The sequence below is a fragment of the Achromobacter sp. Root565 genome, from assembly GCF_001427425.1.
GTDB lineage: Bacteria > Pseudomonadota > Gammaproteobacteria > Burkholderiales > Burkholderiaceae_B > Achromobacter > Achromobacter spanius_D.
The window spans coordinates 213,259-229,711 of sequence record NZ_LMGO01000001.1; the positions used below are offsets into that span (position 1 = coordinate 213,259).

Genomic DNA, 16,453 nt, shown 5'->3' on the forward strand with positions numbered 1-16,453 from the left:
AACCGGACTGCGGCGACGCTCGATGCCTTGAGGTCAATGACCGGTCGTGGACTGCGTGGATGCTGCGTGGAAAACCGGGGCGGCCTCGCCCGCGAGGGATACATTGATGCAGGCCGGCAGGCCGCTGTCGGCTGCCTGTCTCAACGCGGCGGTCAGCCCCGCGGCGTCGTGCGCCGCAAAACCCGCGCCCCCCAGCGCAGACGCAACGTCGTGATAGCGAGCCGTCGGTGCAAGCTCGCACCCGATCAGCCGCTGCGGTCCATAGGTGCGCATCTGGATCAGATGTTCGGCGTTCCAGCGCAAGTCGTTGCCGATCACCGCCGTCACCGCCGCACCTTCGCGCACCGCCGTATCCAGCTCCATCATGTGGAATCCGGCAGTGCCGTCTCCCATCATGACGACCACCGTCGCGCCGGGCCGCGCGATCTTCGCGGCGATCGCATAGCAGACCCCCGCCCCGATCGCGCCGGACATGCCATTGATGATGCGTACCGGCGCCTGGCAGAACGCCTGCGCCCACTGACCGAACTCGCCGCCGTCGCAGATCAGGATCGGGTCGGGCGCGGACGCCAGGAATGCCTGCACGGTCTCGCACAGCGCGCGCGGACCCATAGCGCCTTGCGCCGGCGCGGACGGCGTCTTCACCGTCCGGCTTTGCAGCGCTTCATCGACCTGGGCGCGCCACGCAAGGCGTTCGGCCGGCGGATGCGCCGCCGCCACCGCCGCCATCGCCGCCACCGCGTCGGCCTGGAACGTCAGGACCAGACGCGCGCCAAGAAGCCGGCCCGCGCGTTCCAGCATCGCGGGGTCCGGGTCGATGACCGCAACACGGGCGTTTTCCCCGAGCGCGCCCGTGCCGCCGAATCCCAGCGTGAAGTCCAGGCACTTTCCCGCCAGCACGATCAGATCGGCGCTTGGCATGATGCTGGCCAACGCGCCCAGCGACGGATCCTTCAGCCCGCGGGGGCTTTCCATCGGAATGATGCGCACCCCCAGCGCTTCTTCGGCTGCCGCGCGCGCGGAACGTCCCTGCGGCCGCGCGCTCGTCGGCCCGGCCAGCACCAGCGGGCGCTGAGCCGAATGCAACAGGTCAGCCAGTTGGCTCAGGCGCGTGGCATCCAGCGCGGCGACCGGCGGGGCCGCGGGCACGTCGGGTAGGTCTGCGATGCCCGATTCGGCTATCAGCAGGTCAAAGGGCAACGCGACGTGGACAGGGCCCCGCCGAGGCGCAAGCGCCTGCGTGATCGCGTTTTCAAGCGCGGGGCAAAGCTCGGCTGCGGATTGCGGACGGACCGACAACTTGGTCAACGGACGGGTGATGGCGACCTGATCCAGCTCCTGGAACGCACCAGTGCCATCTTCCGACACCGAGGAGTCGCCCGAAATCAGCAGAACCGGGCTTTCCGCCTGCGAGGCAGAATACAGCGGCGCGAGTCCATTGGTCAGGCCCGGCGCCGCGGTGATCATCGCCACCCCGAGTTCGCCAGTGATCTGCGACCACGCATCTGCCATGAAGACGGCGGCCGCTTCATGCCGCACGTGGATGATGCGGATGCCTGCGTCGATACAGGCATCGTAAAGCGGCATGATCTGGTTGCCCGAAAGGCTGAAAATGGTCTTGACGCCCCGCCGACGCAGCGAGCGAATGATCAACTCAGAACCAAGCACGTTTGTCTCCCCCAGAGGTTGCGCTTGGCTGTGCCGTGCAACCTTTTATTGATCCGACATGTTTCTTTGACCCATTTGCGGCTCAGTGTATCGGGTAACAGTGGCATTTAGGTTGATGTTTTTTGAACCAAGGATCACGCCCTCCGAGGCGTGGCGGCCTGCCCTCAGACACCGAAAGCGGAGACCTCTATGCAGATCGGCGCGCCTGTAGTTTCATACCGTCTTGGGGGTCCATGACATTGCGCGGCGGTCGCGCGGCCCACCTCGAAGGCGACACCATGGCAAAAAGACACCTTGGCGCGGCAGTTGGCCTCATGACCTGGATGATGACGATGACCCCCAGTTTTGCCGGTTCCATTGGTTACCTGGGGCCCGCGGGCTCCTGGACCCATCAGGCGTGCCTGGACCTGTTCGGGCCCCAGGAGCTTGTCCCGCTCTCGCGCGACGAACTCTTTTCCGGCTACGCATCGGGCAAGCTGACCCAGGCGTGCGTCCCCGTGACGACGTCGGTCGTTGGCGTCACACCGTATCTGGACGCGGTGCTGGATCTGCCCAATGCCGTGGTGGTCGGCGAATACCCAAAGATGCTGGGCTACAGCCTGCTGGCTCGGCCGGGCGCGAAGCTGCAAGACATCAAGGAAGTGTTCGCCCACCCGGTGGCATTTGAGGAAGTGAAACCCTGGCTGGACCGGGAAATGCCCGCCGTGAAGCGCACAGAGTCCGCAAGTGGCGGCGCCGCGGCCAAGACCGTCGCCGAAAGCGCCACCCTCGACAAGGCCTCGTTCGGTCCGAAGGTGGGCGCAAGCGTGTATTCGCTGGGCGCGCTGGTCGATGGGATCGAGGAAGGACCGCACAATGTGACGCGCTGGTGGGTGCTGGGCCGCGACGTGCCGGCGCCCACGGGGCATGACAAGACCTCGCTGGTCCTCTCGACCGCGGACGACAACTTGAATGATTCACTGCGCGCCCTCGTGCAGGCCAACGTTGCCGTGCTGACGATCTATGAGCGTCCCAGCAAAAAGACCCTGGACACGCATCGGTATGTCGTCGAGGTCGCGGGCCATGCCACGCAGGAACCCCTGGCCGGGCTTTTGAAGGCGCGTCCCGAATTCCGGTTGCTGGGTTCCTATCCGCGCAAGTGAGCCGGTGTTGATTCCCCATGCGGTGTTGCGCGCGCGCCGCGCCCCCGCCATCCGACAACTCTAATTAATAGTATTTCTTATTCGCATTCGGTAGACTGCTGGGCATCTTGCAATCTCCCGACTCCCTTTCTCTCCCCGTGGTCGAGCAGCTTTATCGCCATCACCATGGCTGGCTGCAAGGCTGGCTCCATCGCAAGCTGGGCGACAGCGGCGACGCGGCCGATCTGGCGCAGGACACGTTCGTGCGGCTGATGGCCGCGCGCCGGCCGCCCGTGCTGCGCGAAGAGCCGCGCGCGCTGATCACGCATATTGCCAAGGGCCTGCTGGTCGACCATTGGCGACGGCGCGCAGTGCAGCAGGCCTATCTGGATGCGATCGCGCACCTGCCCGAGCCGCAGGTGCCGTCTCCGGAAACAGGCCTCATGATCGTGCAGACGCTGGTCGCGATCGACGCCATGCTGCAGCGCCTGCCCGCCGCCACGCGCGACATGTTCCTGCTGGCGCAATTGGACGGGCTGACGCTCCAGGAAATCTCCCAGCAGACGGGCAAACCCGTGATCACGGTGCGGCGCCATCTGCGCAAGGCCTTGATGGCTTGCATGACGGCCGCCGCATGAGCGCGCCGGGCGACCTGTTGCTGGAGGAAGCGGCCGACTGGGTCATCCGGCTGCGCTACGAGCCCGCCGACGCGGCCACGCAACGGACATTTGAACGTTGGCTGGCGCAGGGCGAGGCCCACGCGCAGGCCTGGGCTCGTGCCGAGCAGGTGCTGGGCGCGTTCGACGGCCTGCCCGCCCCCATCGGACATCGTGTGCTTCGCGACACCCGCAAGCGCCAAGGCCGCCGCGCCGTGCTGCGCGCGGCGCTGGGACTGGGCGTGCTGGCGCCGGCCGGCTGGATGGCCTGGCGCGAGGCGCCGTCCTGGCGCGCCGACCTGCGCTCCGCGGCGGGCGAACAACTGACCCGCCGTCTCGACGATGGCACGCAACTGGTGTTGAACAGCGGCAGCGCCGTCGACCTGCGCTACGGCGCCGGCGAACGCCGTCTGGTGCTGGTGGCCGGCGAGGTGCTGGTCACCACCGGCCAGGAATCGCAGGCCGCGTACCGGCCCTTCGTGGTGCAGACCCCGCAGGGCGAGGTGCAGGCGCTGGGCACGCGCTTCTCGGTGCGTCTGATCGACGACCGCACCGAGGTCATGGTGTTCGAGCATGCGGTGCTGGCGCGCCCCGCCAGTGGCCCGCCCCTGCGCATCGACGCCGGGCAACGTGGCAGCTTCACGCTCGGCCAGACCGGCGCGCTGGCGCCCGTGGACGACAGCGCGGCACTCTGGGAGCAAGGCATGCTGGTCGTGCGCGATCAGCGCCTGGCCGACGTGGTGGCCGAGCTGGCGCGCCATCGCCCGGGTTTTCTGCGCTGCGCACCCGAGGTTGCCGACCTGCGGGTCTCGGGCGCCCTGTCGCTGCGCGACACTGATGCAGCGCTGCAGGCCTTGGCCGAACGCCTGCCGATCGCCGTGCAACGCGTCACTCGCTATTGGGTATCGGTCGGCCCGGCCGGCGCTTGAACCACCGCCCAGATAAATATTTTGCGTCGAGGTGATCACTTTTTCGTTGTCGTGCGGAGTAGGAAGTAAGACCGCATCAAGGGGATGCGGGCGCTTCTTGCTTGACGATGAAAGGATGAAAGAGTGATGGCACGTGTACGCGCAGCGCGGGGCAGAGGATCCCGCAAGGCAATGATCTGGACGGCGCTCTGGTGCACGGCCATGGCAAGCGCCACCGCGGGCGCACAGTCCGCGGCCCAGACCGGCGCGGCGCCGGCCGCCCAGGTGCGCTCCGTCGCAATCGGCGCGGGCTCGCTCGACGCCGTGCTGGCGCGCTACGCGGCCGCCGCCGGCGTACAGATCGTCTACGACCCCGCGTGGCTCGCCGGCCGCCAGAGCCCTGGCATCTCGGGCGAGATGAACGTGCAGCAAGGCTTTGACCGCCTGCTCGCGGGCACCGGTTACCGCGCCGTGCCAAGCGCGGCCGGCACCTACGCGCTGCAGGCCATGCCGCAAGGCGGCATCACGCAACTGGCGCCCGTCACCGTCACCGGCGCGGCCGAGCGCGCCACCAGCGAAGGCACGGGCTCGTACACCAGCAATGCCGTCACCATCGGCAAGGGCACGCAGACGCTCAAGGAAATTCCGCAATCGGTGTCCGTCGTCACGCGCCAGCAGCTCGACGACCAGAACCTGAACAGCCTGTCGGACGCGATGCGCAACGTCACCGGCATGACCGTCGAAACGCTGTCCAGCGGCGGCAATATTTCCGGGTTCATCTCCCGCGGCTATTCTCTCGATTCGATCCAGGTGGACGGCATGCGCGCCCCGGCCGGCGCGGGCAACCTGTCGGCGGGCTTCGACCTCGCCATCTACGATCGCATTGAAGTGCTGCGCGGGCCGTCCGGGCTTTACCAAGGGACCGGCGAGCCCGGCGGCAGCGTGAATCTGGTGCGCAAGCGCCCCATGCAGGAATTCGCCTTTGGCGCACAGGCCAGCGTCGGGTCGTGGGATTACTACCGCGCCGTGGCCGACCTGAGCACGCCGTTCGATAGCGAAGGCAAGGTCCGCGGCCGCTTCATCGCCGCCTACGAAGACCGCGGGTCCTTCGTCGACCGCGTCAGTTCCGAGCGGCCCACACTCTACGGCATCGTCGAGGCCGACCTGACATCGAGCACGACGCTGGCGGCGGGCATCACGCACCAACGCTCCCGCGTCACGCCGGCATTCGGCCTGCCCGCGTACGCCGACGGCTCGCTGCTCGACGTGCGCCGCGGCACCAATCTCAGCGCCGAATGGAACCGCATCGAAGAAGAAACCACCGAGGTCTTTGCCGACCTGGAACACCGGCTGGATGGCGGCGGCTCCATGAAGGCAAGCGTCTTTCATCGCGACACCGACACGCCGACGCGCGTGACCACCTGGCCCAACCGCGCCGTCGATCCGGTCACCGGCGACACCAACCTCATCGCCTGGTCGTACCGCAACCACTGGAAGACCACCGGCGCGGACGCGCACGTGAACCTGCCGTTCGAGGCCTTTGGCCGCGAGCACAGCGTGCTCGTGGGGGCCGACTACAGCTACACGCGCAAGCAATTCAACTACGGCGGCGGCACGATCTTCCCGACCAACGTGAATGACCCGGTCATCAACATGCCGCAGCCCGAGATGGAACAGGTCAACGGCAACGACGGCCGCACCAGCGAATTCGGTCTGTACACGCGCGCGAACATCCAGGCGACCGATCACTTGAAGGTCATTGCGGGCGCGCGCCTGTCCTGGTGGAAGAACGATGCACGCAACGCCAATCAGTACTTCGGCGACTTCAGCCAGGCGACCACGCGCATCGACGCACGCCCCTCGCCCTATGCCGGACTGGTATACGAACTGACGCCGCAGTTGTCCGCCTATGCCAGCTACACCAGCATCTTCCAGCCGCAAACCGAGATCGATGCGCAAGGCAGCACGCTGTCGCCGCGCGTGGGACGCCAGATCGAAACGGGCCTGAAAGGCGCGTTCATGGATGGCGCGCTCAACGCGCACGCCGCCCTGTTCCAGATCGTGGACCGCAACCGGGCGATGAGCGACCTGAACAATCCGATGTATTCGGTGGCCGCGGGCAAGGTGCGCAGCCAGGGCTTCGAGACCGAGATCAGCGGATCGCCGTTGCCGAACTGGGACATCGTGGCCGGCTACGCCTACACACAGACCAAGTATCTGGAAGCGAGCCAAGCCCAGGAGGGACTTTCGTACAGCACCATCACCCCGCGTCACGCCATCAACCTCTGGACCCGCTACCGCTTCACCCAGCCGGCGCTGGAAGGATTCAGCGTGGGCACGGGCGTTCGCTGGAACAGCGGCAACTATCTGCAAAGCGGCAACGTGCGTTGGGATCAGGGCAGCTACGCGCTCGTCTCGGCCCAGATCGGCTACCGCTACAACCGCCACGTCGAAGGCACGCTCACCGTCGACAACCTGTTTGACCGCAAGTATTACGAAAAGCTTGGCGGCGCCTCGCGGCAGAACTACTACGGCCAGCCGCGCAGCGTGATGCTGACGCTGCGCTATCAGTATTGAGGCAGGGCGGCGGGCGGACGTGCTGAACATCCCCCCTGCCGCACCTCGCTAACCTTCGGCGACCGCCGTCTCCCGCGCCTGTGCTTCGGGCGCGTCGTCGCTGGCGGGCAGCGCCAGGATGCGGTAGCAGACCGACATCGTCGTCACGGAGATCACAGTGGTTACCAGCACCATCAAAGCGCCGTAGAGATAGGAGCCAACACCCGGTTCAAGCGGCATCCGCAGCAAAAAACTCCTGACCGCTTCCATCAGGAGCAGTAGCGGAATGGGCAGCAACGACACAGCCACGAATCGCCACTTGTTGCCGCGGGTCAACGCAGTGATGCGCCGAACGTCCACAGTACCCGTCAACGCAGCTTGCGGCAGAGCCAGAAAGAAATGGCCCACAAAGTACGCCGGCAACAGCACCAGGACCAGCTGCAGCGCGTTGCCCAGCGGGGACACCCCCTCCGGACCAGACATCAACGCGGCGACCACGATGCGCGCGATCGTCAGGACGAAAACAGAGGCTGAAAGGATCACCGCAACGATGAAGTACATCCGTTCAGGTTTGCCCGCGGCAATGCCCGCGCGCGCGTACTCGTTCAGCAGGATGCGGCGATGCCATGCGACTGCCAGCATCACCGGACACGCCGTGGTCACGAGCCACCCCGCCAGTTGCAGCAGCATGCTATGCCGCGCAACCGCCATCTGGTCCAGGTAAACGCCCAGCCAAACGCCGAAGATCAGGATGGCCACCAGTTGCGGCGCCATCGCAAGCGTGCGCCCGCCATGGTCTCCCAAGTAGTCGAAGGTTTCGCGGATGACCCGCCATACCGGTAGTTTCTGCTGCACGCGACGCTCCCGTTTCTATTTGCTGTCCGGCGCGATGCCGGAACCGCCGCGCCGTGGGCGCGCAGCGGTCTGTGGATGTGTATATACCGGCTAAGTAACGGCCATCTTGACCCACATCTAAAATGCCATGCGCCGGGCATGCCCCGGCGAGGCACTAGAATCTCCGCTTCACGTTCCTCTCCTGCCCGGCCTTGGCGCCGGCCGCTGGTATCTCCATGGCCCACGAGCCCGCAACGCCAACGCCGAAGGCAGACAAGCTGCTTTCCCTTTCCCAGGCCATGCATCAGGCCCACGCCCATTGGAATGCCGGCCAGGCAAACCAGGCCGAAATCCTGTGCCGCCGCATACTCGACGCATCGCCCGGACAGGCCGATGCGTCGCACCTTCTGGGCCTGATCGCGCACGCCTACGGCCAGCCGGCGCTCGCGCTGGATCTGCTGCGTCAGGCATGCCGGACCGACGCCGCGCCTGCGGTCTACCTCGGCAACCTGGCCGAGGTCTGCCGGCAGCAGGGCCTGCTCGCTGACGGCGAGGCCGCCGCGCGGCGAGCCACGAAGCAGGACCCCGGGCTGGTCATGGCGTGGAACAACCTGGGGATCATCCTGCAGGAAGCGGGGCGCTCGGCCGAAAGCGTCAATTGTCTTGAACGGGTGGTGGAACTTCAGCCGCACAGCCCGGAAGCGCTCAACAACCTCGGCAACGCGTATGTGGGCGTGAATCGCCTGGAAGAGGCGCGCCGGCTGTATGTCCAGGCGCTCGCATTGCGAAGCGACTACGCCGAAGGACACAGCAACCTCGCCTTCGTGCTGGGAGAGCTGGGTGACTACGATGCGGCGGCAGATGCGGCGCATCGCGCCATCGCGTGCAACCCACGCCTGGCGAACGCGTACATCAATCTCGCGGGCATCGAAGCGGCGCGGTTGCGGCCTCGCGAGGCGCTGCAGTGGACCGAAGCGCTGCTGGCCTTCGCGCCCACCCACCCAGAGGCGCTTGAATTGCGCACGCGATTGCGGACCGCGTGCAGCTCGCAGGCTGCCACAGCCGAAGCGCCAGCGACGTCAACGGACACGGCATCAGTCGGGGCGCACCCGGCCGCAGCAACAGCCCCAGCCGCAGCGCAGGCGCAAGACGTTCACGACTTGGCGCAACGCGTCCGCGCGCTGCTGACTGAGCGACAAAACGCCGAAGCCGAGCGGCTGCTGCGCGATAACATGGACCCACGCGGCGCGCCCGCCGCACTATGGCGGCTTCTCGGCTTGACGATGAAGTTTCAAGGGCGCGTCCAGGAAGCCGCCGACATTCAGACCATGCTCGCCACAGCCATGCCGGGCAACCTGTCCGCCCGATTCGACCTGGCCGAAACGCTCTTGCTGCAAGGGGATTTCGAGCGCGGCTGGCTGGAATACCGTTGGCGCTACAGCCTGTCCCATACCGCGGCGATGGACCGCAAGGTGCAGCGGCCGCGCTGGGACGGCAGCCGCATCACGGGTCAGACGCTGCTCATTCATGACGAACAGGGGTACGGCGACACGCTGCAATTCATGCGCCTGATCGACGCGGCCCGTGCCCGCAGCGGCGCGCGCGTCGTGCTGGAAGTCCATCCCGACCTGCTGCCCTTCGCCCGGCGCCTCCTCGGCCCGGACGCCTTCCCGCGCGGCCAGATCCCCCCGCCGTTCGACCAGCACTGCGAACTGATGTCCCTGCCCATGGCGATCGGCCTGCGCGTGGCCGACCTGCCGGGCCAGGTCGGCTACCTGTCGGCCGATGCTGCCCGCGTCGAGAAATGGCGCAAGCGGCTGGCCGGCTTGCCACGGCCGTGGGTGGCGCTGGCCTGGGCGGGCAGACCCACGCATTCCAACGATGCCAACCGGTCTCTTGCCTTGGCGGACATGGCGCCGCTGGCCTTGACCGGGATCACGTATCTCGCCATTCAGAAAGGGCCGGCCGCCGCTCAGGCCACCGCAGCACCGCACGGCATGAACATCGTGCCGCTGGACGCAGAGATCGCTGATTTCGACGACACGGCTGCCATCCTGTCGCTGGCCGACCTGCTCATCTCCGTGGATTCCTCGCCGGTGCATCTGGCGGGCGGCCTGAATCGCCCCGCCTGGGTGATGCTGCCCTTCCTGCCCGACTGGCGCTGGTTGCTGCACCGGTCCGACACACCCTGGTATCCGTCGCTGCGCCTGTTCCGCCAGCCCGCTCCGGGCGATTGGAAGGCGGTCCTGCACGACGTCGGGCAGGCGCTGGCAAAGCGCTTTCCGGGGTCTCAGGCCTGACCAGCAGGGTTCAGCGGCTGGCCGAGCCGACGCGCCGACCGCGCAAAGCGAAATAAAGGCCTGTATTTCCCCCTTGTTGCACGCTTTGAGGATGCGCCTTCGCCGGTAGTGTTCGGGGTGAGATCGTGCGCCTACCGAACGGCCGCCAGTCCGAATCCATAATCTGGCGCCTACCGCGTGGATTGCCGCTGCTCCCCCGGTTGCCGCCTGATATCCCATGACATCGCCCCTGCCGGGAGCTTGCCTTGAAGCTGAAACACCAAAAAAAGCGTACCAACTTCGTTCCCGTGGCATCCGCGCGGGCCGGCTCGACGGCGGCCTTTGCCCGGTCGACGCAAATTCTGTCGGGTGTTTCTCTCGTGGCCGCAGGCCTGCTTCCCGGCATGGTCCATGCAGCGCCGTGCATCAGCGTTGGGAGCAACACGACGCTCTTCGGCTCCACCGACTGCATCGAATGGACGGGCGGTAACTTTTTGGCCAACGGGACCGGCACGCTCTCCGGCGCCGACATCGGTCTGCACGCCTCCGGCACCGGTCCCGGCCGCACGCTGACGAACCTCGGCACCATCGTTGGCACACTGGCGGGCCTGCAGAACGACGCCATTTTGTATGAAGTGACCAACAACGGCTTGATCTCCTCCACCGGAACGGGTGTCACCGTAGCGGGCATCGTGAACGCCAGCGGCGCAAGCATCACCCGCGTGGTCAACAACGCCGGCGCCACCGTCGCCGGCGCACGTGCCGGGATATTCAATGAAAGCAGCATCGGCACGATCAGCAATGCCGGGATGATCAGCAGCAACAGTTCCTTCGGCGGGACGATTGCAGCCATCTGGAACAATGGCGGAACGATCACCAACCTGACCAACACCGGCACCTTGCAAAGCGCCAACATTGGCGGTGTCCTTGCGGGGTTCGGTGTGGTCACCGAAAACGGCGCCATCGAAACGCTGGAGAACACCGGGGCCATCGTGGGCCAGCTCGGCTTGCTTGCGCAGGGCAACGGGCGGGTGGGCACGCTCACCAATTCCGGGACCATCTCTGGCGACATCGCAGGCATCTTCATGGATGCCAGCACGGCCGGCACCATCACGAACACGGGCCTGATAGTGGGTGCGCCCAGCAGCGCCATGGGCGGATCGTACGATACCGGCATCTACCTGTCCGGCGCCAGCACCGTGGGCCTGCTCGCCAACAGCGGCACCATCACTGGCCGGAATGCGGCGATCCAGCTCGACGGCAACAGCTATATCAGTACGATCACCAACAGCGGTCTCATCGCGGGCGACCTGACCTCCGCCAGCACCATCCCCCTCGCCATCGCAGGCGGCAGCGGCAACGTCGTCGGCACCCTTACCGGCGCGAGCGGCGGCCTGGGCGTGGCCGACAAAGGCCTCATCAAGGTGACGGGCGCAAACCTGGTGTTTTCGCGCGGAAACCTGCTGCTGAACGACGACATCGCTGCGGTGGGCCGTTCCGTCATCAACCACGGGGCGACCCTTCAGATCAACAACCCCATCACTGTCACAGGCAACTACTCGCAGACCGGCGGCGGACTGGCCTTCAATGTCGTCGACCCCAGCAGCTACGGCTACCTGGACGTGAACGGCACGGCGGCCATCAGCGGCGCCGCGATCAGCCTTGCCGGCACCGGTTTGGCGAACGGTCAATCCTATACCGTCGTGCGCCCCACTGGGTTGGGCACGTACGGCAACAACACGGCCTTCGTCTCCGTCAACAATGGCCTGCTCGCACGACTGAGCAATGTGAACGGTGCGCTGACCGTGACACTCGCCCCCGACGCCAGCACCCACTACTGGGACGGCGCCAACACCGTGGCCGACGGCACAATTGCTGGCGGCTCCGGCACCTGGACGGCCAACGGCACAAACTGGACCACGACCAACGGCGCCACCAACTACCAGCTCGACCAGACCGATGTGCGCCCCGTGTTCGGCGGGACGGCGGGTACGGTGACGGTCGATAGCAGCCAAGGCGCAATCGCTGTAAACGGCATGCAGTTCTCCACCGACGGCTACCGCGTCACCGGCGACGACATCGGGCTGGCGGCGGCCTCCTCGGCCATTGAAGTCGATGGCAATGCCACCGCCATCATCGATTCCAGACTGACCGGGACCGGCGCGCTGGCCAAGACCGGCAGCGGCATGCTGATCCTGAACGGCGTGAACACCTACTCGGGCGGCACCTCGGTGTCGGCGGGCACGCTGGAAATCGGCGATGCCGCCCATCCCACCGCCAGCATTCTGGGTGACGTTGCCGTCGGCAGCGCCGGGACGCTGCGCGGACACGGTTCGATCGGTGGCAATGTGACCAACGACGGCGTCGTGCGTCCCGGCGGCTCCATCGGCACGCTGACGATCCTCGGCAACTACACGCAGTCCCCCACCGGCACGCTGTTCATCGACGTCAGCCCCACCGCCGCTTCGCAACTGAAGGTCGGCGGCACCGCCACCCTCGCCGGCACGCTGAACGTGCTGTACGGCCCCGGCACCTACAGCGCGACGTCGTTCCGCATCGTCGACGCAGCAAGTGTCACGGGCCGGTTCGCTTCCGTCACGAGCAACGCGCCGGCCGACCTGGCGCAGAGCGTGCAGAACCTGGCCGACGGCAGCACCCTCACCCTGGCCCCCGGCAGCAGTGCCGGCGCCGGGCCGGTCGTTATCGCCCCCACCAACGCCACGATCTTCGGCGCGGTCGCCTCGGCCGCCATTCGCGAAGGGCAGCGTGTGAACGACACGCTGCTCGCACGGCTGGGCCAGGAGTGCGCCGACGCCGCGACGGACGCCAATTGCGCGCGCCCGGGCCGCCAGGCGTGGGCCCAGATCGTCTCCAATACCGCGAACGTGCGGGGCAACGATGACGCCCCCAGCTACAAGGATCGCCATTACGGCTTTCTGGCCGGCCTGGATCAGCAGGTTGGCGCGTGGACGGTGGGCGTCGCGGGCGGCTACAGCCACGTCGATGTGACCGAAGACGAGGCCACCGGCAAGATCGACACCCTGCGCATCGCGGGCTACGGCAGCCGCCGCGTGGGCGCGGTCACCATCGCCGCGACGGTCGGCGCCGCCTACGACTTCCTCCAGACGCGCCGCTCCTTCCCCGGCCCGGGCAAGGCCCGGGACGACTCGGATGGACAGGAGATCACTGCCGGCCTGCAAGCCAGTCTGCCGCTGGCTGCGGGACCCGTCACGATCACGCCGCGTCTCGGCCTGCGCTATCAGTACCTGCATACCGAACGCTTCAGCGAAACGGGCCCGACCAGCCAGAACCTGGATGTCGGCGCACAGGACTTCAACAGCTTGCAGCCCTATGCGCAACTCGTCGTGGGCCTTCCCTTCAGCATGAAGTCGGACAAGCCTGCCATCGTTGAGGCCCGCGTGGGTTACGCCTACGAAACCCTCGACACCAACCGCCAATACCGCGCAACGGCGGGCGATGGCACCGGCTTCACGCTGCCCGGCGTGGCGCCGTCGCGCGGCATGTTCTCGGCGGGCCTGGGTTTGACGCTGCCCGTCAGCAAGGCGATGGATCTGACCGCCAGCTACGACCGCCTGTTCGACACCGGCAACGTGTCGGGGCAGACGTTCCAGCTGCAAGCGGCGTACCGGTTCTAAAGCGCGGCAGCATTCGCGCTTTCAGCCGCGGTAAGAAACAAGGCCCACGCAATGGCGTGGGCCTTTTCTTTGAACTCAGGCAAACGGCTGCTTCGCCGTCCGCCGCCCCCAGCGGCGATACCACCACGTCAGCCCCGCCCATACCAATACCCACGCGCCCAGCAGCGCGGCATAGAAGGGCCAGAAAATAAACGCGGAAACGTCCTGCCACCCTGGCGCCGTACGCTTCAACCCGATGGGCGCGCTGACTTCCAGTTCGATCTGCTCGCCCTGAAGCGCCGGCCCCGCCTCTTCCACCGTGAAGGTCAGATTCGACGACCCCTTAGCCAGCATCGGAAAGCCCAGCGCGGTCTCCAGCTGCGCGTCGTCGGCAGGGCTTTCAGGCCAGAGCTTGCGATAGAAATGCGTGGCGCTGGCGCCGCTGCGCGGCGCCGCGCTCACCACGACGTCCAGCTCCTTGCCATCGCGCACACGGATTCGCACTGGATCTCCGGGGTTGATGATGCGCGGCTTCGCGTCCGGCGCGTCGATTCGCGTTGCGGAGTCTCCCAGTTCAGGCCGCTCCCGGCCCATCGGACCGCCAAAACGCGCCTCCATCCACAACGGCGCTTCGCGGATGCGGTAAACCTCGGCCCGCGCCGTTTGGCCGGGTGTCAGCGTAATGGGCGTCAGCGTCGCGTCGGCCGACGGTATGTACCGCGCCATGCCCACCGCAAACCACGCCATGGCGGCCAGCCAAAGCACCCAACCCACCGTCAACGACATCTTGAAGAACGTGCGCCACATATCGAGTCTTCCCGGATTTGCGAGCGTCAGAGCGTACCCGATTTACAGGGAACCGTTTGACGCGCAAATCGGACGATGCATGCGCTGCCCCCCCGCCACTTCGCTGGTCACGCCCGGCGTGTACCGCAGCGCCTGCGTCACGGTCTTGGGTTGCTGGGCCTCGATCTGCTCGCTGGTCACGATCGACACCGACGCGGGATCTTCAATCAGTGGCGTGTCCGTTTTGGTCGCCGTCGCGCTGCGATACGGAGGACGGGAAAGGCCGCAATTGTAAATGACAATGATTTCAGTTTCCAAAACTCGCCCATCGAGTCGTTCTGCCGCCACAGACGCCCGCCGATGCACGATCGCGCCCGCCATCCGGTGTCACCGCTCGCAGCGTTGCGGCACCTTGCGCGGCGCTTCCGTATAACCCAACGCGGTCACCCTGCTCAGCAGATCGGCATAGACGGCGTCGTCCAGGCACGGCGTCCTTGCCATGATCCACACGTAATCGCGCTTGGAGCGGCCGATGATGGTGGTCTGGTACGACTCGTCCAGATAAGCGATGACGTACTCGGCCTTGATGGGCCAGATGAACTGCATGCCCCACACCGCGTTGCCGGTGCCTGGCCGCACGGTGGCCACCGGGTGCATGGTGTCGATGGGCGCCTCGAAGCTGCCATCGCGGTAGCGGAAATCGGTCTGCACGCGGCCGTCCGGCAACAGCCGGTAGCCTTCCACTGCGTCATAGGCATTGCGCTCGGGCCAGCTGGGAATATGCGCGATCACAAACCAGTCGCCCATGAAACGGTCCAGGTCCACGTGGGCCACCGGCGGCATGGCCGGCGGCGACGCGCAACCGGCCAGTAGGGCCGTCACGCCGATGCACAGGGTTCGAAACATGATCGTTCTCCTCAGGGCCGCGTGTAGCGGTAGTGCGCCACGCCCCACTGCTGGCCGTCCTCGTAGCCGAAGAGCTCGGCGCATGCCATCCAGAACATGCGCCAGCGCTGGTGCCACAAGCGGGCCAAGGACGGGCCGTAAGCCTCTGCCAACGCCGCGCGCGCCGGTTCCCGGCGGGCGTCCTGGTTGGCGAGCCAATGATTGGCGGTGCGGGCGTAATGCGTGCCGTCGAGAAACCAGCGCTCCTCAAGCCTCAGGTCTCGCTGAAAGTGCAGCAACGTCTGAGCCGACGGCATGATGCCGCCGGTGAAGAAGTGCCGTCCCATCCAGTTGCCGGCACCGTCCGTCTCGAACGGGTAGGCGCGTTCGCGGTGCGCGAAGATGTGCACGAACAGCTTGCCGCCGGGCCGCAGCCACTGCGCGATGCGCGCCATCAGGTCCTGGTAGTTGCGCATGTGCTCGAACATTTCCACCGACACGCAGCGGTCGAAAGCGGCGGCGGGCAACGCCAGCACATTGACGTCGCAGGTCACGACGCGCACGTGCGACCAGCCGCGCTCGCGGCAGCGCGCCTCGATGTGCTGGCGCTGGGTGGCTGAGTTCGACACCGCGGTGATGCGGGCGTTGGGAAAGCGTTCGGCCATCCACAGCGTTAACGACCCCCAGCCGCAACCCAGCTCCAGGATGTCCTGGCCGTCAGCCAGCTCGGCGCGCTCGCCGTACAGGCGCAGCATGGCGGTTTCGGCCTGGTCCAGGGTTTCACCGCCAGTCGGGTAATAGCAGCTTGAATACTTCATGCGCGCGCCCAGGCAAAGCTGGAAGAACGCGGTCGGCAACTCGTAGTGCTGGGTGTTCGCGGCGTCGGTATGGATGGCAACCGCGCTGGTGCGCAGGCCGGCGATAAGCTGGCGGTCGCGCTCGGTCCATGCCTCGATGCCGCCCGCGTATTCCTGCGCCAGACGCTCGGCGCAGAGGCGCCGCATGCCCAGGCGCAGCAACGCATCGGGCAGCAGGCCACGCTCAGCCAGGCCGAGCAGGCCGGGCGCGGGGCGGTCGGCAGGCAACGAAGTGTCGTGCAGAATGGCGGTCGTCATGGCATGCCTC

Annotated in this window: 12 protein-coding genes; 6 read left to right on the forward strand and 6 right to left on the reverse strand. The window is 66.6% G+C overall.

Features of this window, described 5'->3' with window-relative positions:
* Positions 1-33: 33 nt before the first annotated feature.
* A complete protein-coding gene (locus tag ASD71_RS00965) occupies positions 34-1,668 on the reverse strand; it encodes a thiamine pyrophosphate-binding protein (protein ID WP_056558659.1) in 1,635 nt (544 codons plus the stop codon).
* 314 nt (positions 1,669-1,982) lie between these two features.
* Here ASD71_RS00965 and ASD71_RS00970 point away from each other — a divergent pair, with 314 nt between their 5' ends.
* The 4 genes from ASD71_RS00970 (at position 1,983) to ASD71_RS00985 (ending at position 6,930) form a co-directional block, all read left to right on the forward strand.
* The gene (locus ASD71_RS00970; protein ID WP_235512153.1) at positions 1,983-2,810 is read left to right on the forward strand and encodes a prephenate dehydratase; all 828 of its coding nucleotides are present in this window, start codon (positions 1,983-1,985) and stop codon (positions 2,808-2,810) included.
* A 107-nt stretch (positions 2,811-2,917) separates the two neighbouring features.
* A complete protein-coding gene (locus ASD71_RS00975) occupies positions 2,918-3,427 on the forward strand; it encodes a sigma-70 family RNA polymerase sigma factor (RefSeq protein WP_056558664.1) in 510 nt (169 codons plus the stop codon).
* Positions 3,424-4,374 (forward strand): FecR domain-containing protein, encoded by a 951-nt coding sequence (locus ASD71_RS00980; RefSeq protein WP_056558667.1) that lies wholly within the window; start codon positions 3,424-3,426, stop codon positions 4,372-4,374. Before ASD71_RS00975 ends, ASD71_RS00980 begins: the two co-directional genes overlap by 4 nt.
* A gap of 201 nt (positions 4,375-4,575) precedes the next feature.
* A complete protein-coding gene (locus ASD71_RS00985) occupies positions 4,576-6,930 on the forward strand; it encodes a TonB-dependent receptor (protein ID WP_156395050.1) in 2,355 nt (784 codons plus the stop codon).
* A gap of 48 nt (positions 6,931-6,978) precedes the next feature.
* On the opposite strand, the gene ASD71_RS00990 is transcribed toward ASD71_RS00985, so the two are convergent.
* Positions 6,979-7,764, reverse strand: a complete 786-nt coding sequence (locus ASD71_RS00990) for a hypothetical protein (RefSeq protein WP_056558675.1) — start codon at positions 7,762-7,764, stop codon at positions 6,979-6,981.
* A gap of 215 nt (positions 7,765-7,979) precedes the next feature.
* Here ASD71_RS00990 and ASD71_RS27390 point away from each other — a divergent pair, with 215 nt between their 5' ends.
* The gene (locus ASD71_RS27390; protein WP_082578739.1) at positions 7,980-10,043 is read left to right on the forward strand and encodes a tetratricopeptide repeat protein; all 2,064 of its coding nucleotides are present in this window, start codon (positions 7,980-7,982) and stop codon (positions 10,041-10,043) included.
* Positions 10,044-10,288: 245 nt separating this feature from the next.
* Positions 10,289-13,678, forward strand: coding sequence for an autotransporter domain-containing protein (locus ASD71_RS01000; RefSeq protein WP_056558677.1), 3,390 nt, complete (start codon positions 10,289-10,291; stop codon positions 13,676-13,678).
* 75 nt (positions 13,679-13,753) lie between these two features.
* Here the strand turns inward: ASD71_RS01000 and ASD71_RS01005 are convergent, their stop codons facing one another.
* Genes ASD71_RS01005 through ASD71_RS01020 form a run of 4 tightly spaced genes read right to left on the reverse strand, consistent with a single transcriptional unit; the run spans position 13,754 to position 16,443 of the window.
* Positions 13,754-14,464 carry a hypothetical protein gene (locus ASD71_RS01005; RefSeq protein WP_056558680.1) on the reverse strand — a complete coding sequence of 237 codons (711 nt, stop codon included), beginning with the start codon at positions 14,462-14,464 and terminating at the stop codon, positions 13,754-13,756.
* Between the two features lie 42 nt (positions 14,465-14,506).
* On the reverse strand, positions 14,507-14,824 hold the full coding sequence (locus tag ASD71_RS28550; protein WP_082578740.1) for a TonB-dependent receptor plug domain-containing protein: 318 nt from the start codon (positions 14,822-14,824) through the stop codon (positions 14,507-14,509).
* Positions 14,825-14,830: 6 nt separating this feature from the next.
* A complete protein-coding gene (locus ASD71_RS01015) occupies positions 14,831-15,349 on the reverse strand; it encodes a lipocalin family protein (RefSeq protein ID WP_056558685.1) in 519 nt (172 codons plus the stop codon).
* An 11-nt stretch (positions 15,350-15,360) separates the two neighbouring features.
* Positions 15,361-16,443 carry a cyclopropane-fatty-acyl-phospholipid synthase family protein gene (locus ASD71_RS01020; protein WP_056558688.1) on the reverse strand — a complete coding sequence of 361 codons (1,083 nt, stop codon included), beginning with the start codon at positions 16,441-16,443 and terminating at the stop codon, positions 15,361-15,363.
* Between the last annotated feature and the right edge of the window lie 10 nt (positions 16,444-16,453).